The sequence below is a fragment of the Xanthobacter autotrophicus genome (genome assembly GCF_005871085.1).
Lineage (GTDB): Bacteria > Pseudomonadota > Alphaproteobacteria > Rhizobiales > Xanthobacteraceae > Xanthobacter > Xanthobacter autotrophicus.
Genome location: NZ_VAUP01000026.1, coordinates 1 through 3,369 on the forward strand (window position 1 = coordinate 1; position 3,369 = coordinate 3,369).

Genomic DNA, 3,369 nt, shown 5'->3' on the forward strand with positions numbered 1-3,369 from the left:
CAGCCGCGCCCCACACGGCACAGGCCGTGGCGAACACGATGCCGGTGCAGGACCGGGGCGATTGGGCGAGAGAACCGCTTCAGGTGCGGACCTGTTCCGATCAGGCCGGGGCCTCCAGGTCCAAGAGCAAGGATGCGATCAGCGCATCCGGTGCCTTGAACCGGCCACGCCTGAGCTCCGGCGGGACGACCGCCTCGATCGCTTCCAGCTTTTCGGAGGGGTCCATGCGGAGATAGACCTCCGTCGTGCGGATGTCGGCATGACCGAGCCACAGGGCAACCTTCCGGATGTCGTGGGTGGCCTGCAGCATGACGACCGCGCAGCTGTGCCGGAGCTGATGTGGCGAGACGCTCCGACCATGCAACGATGCGCAGGTCTCGGCCGCCTTGCGGACGTGCTTGTCGAGCACATACTCGAAGCCTGCTCTGGTCATCGGCTCATCCTGCGCATTGACGAAGAGCTCCGGCACGCGGATCGCGCCCCTGACGCCGAGCCAGGCGCGAAGATCTCGCGCCGTCTCCTTCCAGAGCGGCAGGCAGCGCTCCTTGCGGCCCTTGCCCCGGATCATCACGCTTGCGCCGGGCTGGAGCGACAGGTTTTCGACCAGAACGCCGACCAGCTCAGAGACCCGCAAGCCCCCGGCGAAGCACAGGTGCATCATGGCCCGGTCGCGCACACCGGATCGTGTCGCAGGATCGGGAGCGTTGAGGATCGCGCGGACCTCCTCCATTATCAGATGACGGATGAGCTTCTGGTCATGGCGCTTGGCCGGGATGGCATGGATCCGGCCGATCTGCTCCAGGGCGGAGGGGACCTTGTGCTCCACATAACGCATGAACGTCTTGATGGCGGCGAGCCGCAGGTTGCGTGTGGAAGCGCTGTTGCCGCGCTCCTGTTCGATATGGGCGAGGAAGGCCACGATCATCGGCGCGTCGAGGTCTTCGATCGTCAGCCGTGACGGACGGGTGCCCAGCCGTTTCGCGGCGAAGTCGAACAGCAGCTTGAAGCTGAACGCATATGTCTCGCAGCTCTGTAAACTGTAGCCTCTCTGGCGAGGCATGTAATCGCGCAGGAAGGCGGTGATGAGAGGGGCGAGCTTCGTCATGCGACGCTCTCCCCGACCAGCATTTCTGCAGCCGAAGCGATATCCGCCATCATTTCCGGCGTCGCCTCAAGATACCAGTAGGTGTTCCGGATATCGGCATGGCCCAGATAGGTCGACAGGGCGACGAAGTGCCGGGCGACCACGCCGCGCTCGGCGCCGCATTGTTCCAGCACCCGGGTTGCGAAGGTATGGCGAAGATCATGGATGCGAGGCTGCCGGCTTCGCTCGGGCGCGATCCCCGCCCGGCGCAGGATGCAACGGAACGTGTAGTTCACCGTCGTCGGGCACAGCTCCCGATGTTCGACGGATGGGAACAGCCAGTCGCTCTCCCCGGCGCGTTGGCGGCGAACCTCGAGATAGCCTTCGAGCGCCTTGATGACCGTCGCATGCAACGGCACGAGCCGGCTCTTGCGGAACTTCGTCTCGCGGATGTGCAAGACGCCGTCGGGCTGGATGTCGTCGAGCCTGAGCGCGAGAGCCTCCGAGACACGCAGTCCCGTGGCAGCGATCAGCCCGAACAGCATGACGTAGAGCTGGCGCCGCAGGGGATTGGGCTTCTGGTGCCGGAGACTGCCGGCAGCATCGAGGATGCGGGCGATTTCGCCCGGCGCGTAGATATAGGGGATCGGCCGTCCATGCCGGCTCGGCGCGACGTCGGGGTGCGGGATCTCATGCCGCGGATCTTCGGCATGGAGGAAGCGCGCAAACAGGATGAGGTCTGTCAGACGCCGCTCGCGGGCGCCCGGCGTCCGGGCGACTGTCGCCAGCCAGGCGAGAACGGATGCCGTGCGGATATGCGCTTCGCCCCGCCCGGCGGCGAAGCGCGCGAAGGCGCGAAGATGCCGTTCGGCCTTGATCAGCTTGTAGCCGAGCGTGCGGCGCAGAGTGATGTAGCGGGCTGCATCGTCGCTCAGCACGGCAGCCTCCCGCCCCAGGGCTGCGCGATCTCCGACAGGAGGCCGATGTCCACCTTGGCATAGAGCGCTGTGACCGATGGCGAGCGGTGCCGCAGCACGGCGCCAACGCCGGCGAGGCTGACGCCGTTGCGCAGCATGGACGTCGCGGCAGAGTGGCGCAGAACGTGGGCGCCGCGATGGACACTTTTGACGCCGGCCCGGTCGAGGGCACGGCGCACGATGCACTTCACGGCGATGCGGCTCAACGGGTGGACAGGCGCCGTGTCCGTCAGGAACACCCGCGTCGTCGCGATGCGTGGCCGCGCCCGCTCGATATAGGCGAGGATGGCGTCGCCGATCTCTTGGGTCAGCGGCAGGCGCTCTTCCCGCCGGACCTTGCCAGCAAGGGTTATGCGGCTGGTCACCCAGTCGATCGCGTCGAAGGTGAGATCGGCGACCTCGCTTGCCCGCAGGCCGAGCCGGGCCAGGAGCAGGATGACGGCCCGGTCGCGCAGGCGGTCCTCGCCGTCGCACGCGATCATGAGACGGTCGAGGTCGGATTGCCCGAGGAAGCGCGGCGTGGTCGCCAACTGCCAACTTGCGAAGCTTGGAACCGCATGGTCCCGGCCGACCGGGCATTGTCCGATCGCCACGAGATACTTGAGGTAGGCACGCGTGGCGACGGTGATGCCCCGCGCTCGGCCACGGCCGTGCGGCTTCGCGCGATCGAGCACGAAGCCGCGGATCGCGGCAGCCGTGTAAGCTGCCGGATCAGTGCCGAGCGACGCCAGCAGGTCGACCAGGATCGCCTGATAGGTGTCGAGCGTGGAATCCTTGATGCCGCGCTGCTCCTGCATCCAGCGACGGAAGGCGGCCAGTGTCGGCCAGGTTTCCTCCAGCGACGGGTGTCGCTCCGGAGGCAGGACGTTCGTCTCCTGCAGATAGGAGATGAACAGCGCGGCGGCGCCCTGAGGGGCCCGCGCTGTCTTGCTGCCCCGGAACACCAACGCTGAGGCCGTGAGACCGGAAGCGAGCGTTTCGATTGCGAAGCCGGAGGTGCGCACCCAATCGCCCCACAGGGCGAGCAGACGCACCAGCTCCGTTATCGTCGCCGGCGAGTATTTCCTCTGGGTGAGCCAGTCCTTGAAGCCATCGGCATGCGGTTGCAGCCAGTTGATCCGGACATCGACGCTCCGGCGGTGTCTGCGCTTGCGTTTTGTCACCGTGTTTTCCTTCGATCTGCTTGTTCACGCCGGGAGCGCCCGGCACGGCGAGCAAAGCGAAGGTTTCGGCCGTATTCCATTCGACAGGCGATCTGCCTGGCCGATCCGAACGCGGCCACGGCCTGTGCCATGTGGGGCGGGGCAT

The 3,369-nt window shown here is 66.5% G+C and carries 3 protein-coding genes; all 3 read right to left on the bottom strand.

The features are described from left to right. Positions 1-100: 100 nt before the first annotated feature. Genes FBQ73_RS11845 through FBQ73_RS11855 form a run of 3 tightly spaced genes read right to left on the bottom strand, consistent with a single transcriptional unit; the run spans position 101 to position 3,224 of the window. Positions 101-1,105: a tyrosine-type recombinase/integrase gene (locus tag FBQ73_RS11845; protein ID WP_138399716.1), complete on the bottom strand. Its 1,005-nt coding sequence runs from the start codon at positions 1,103-1,105 to the stop codon at positions 101-103. Beyond that, on the bottom strand, positions 1,102-2,022 hold the full coding sequence (locus FBQ73_RS11850) for a tyrosine-type recombinase/integrase (protein ID WP_138399717.1): 921 nt from the start codon (positions 2,020-2,022) through the stop codon (positions 1,102-1,104). Before FBQ73_RS11850 ends, FBQ73_RS11845 begins: the two co-directional genes overlap by 4 nt. Continuing rightward, complete coding sequence (locus FBQ73_RS11855; protein ID WP_138399718.1) at positions 2,016-3,224, bottom strand: tyrosine-type recombinase/integrase; 1,209 nt, start codon at positions 3,222-3,224, stop codon at positions 2,016-2,018. Before FBQ73_RS11855 ends, FBQ73_RS11850 begins: the two co-directional genes overlap by 7 nt. Positions 3,225-3,369 lie beyond the last annotated feature (145 nt).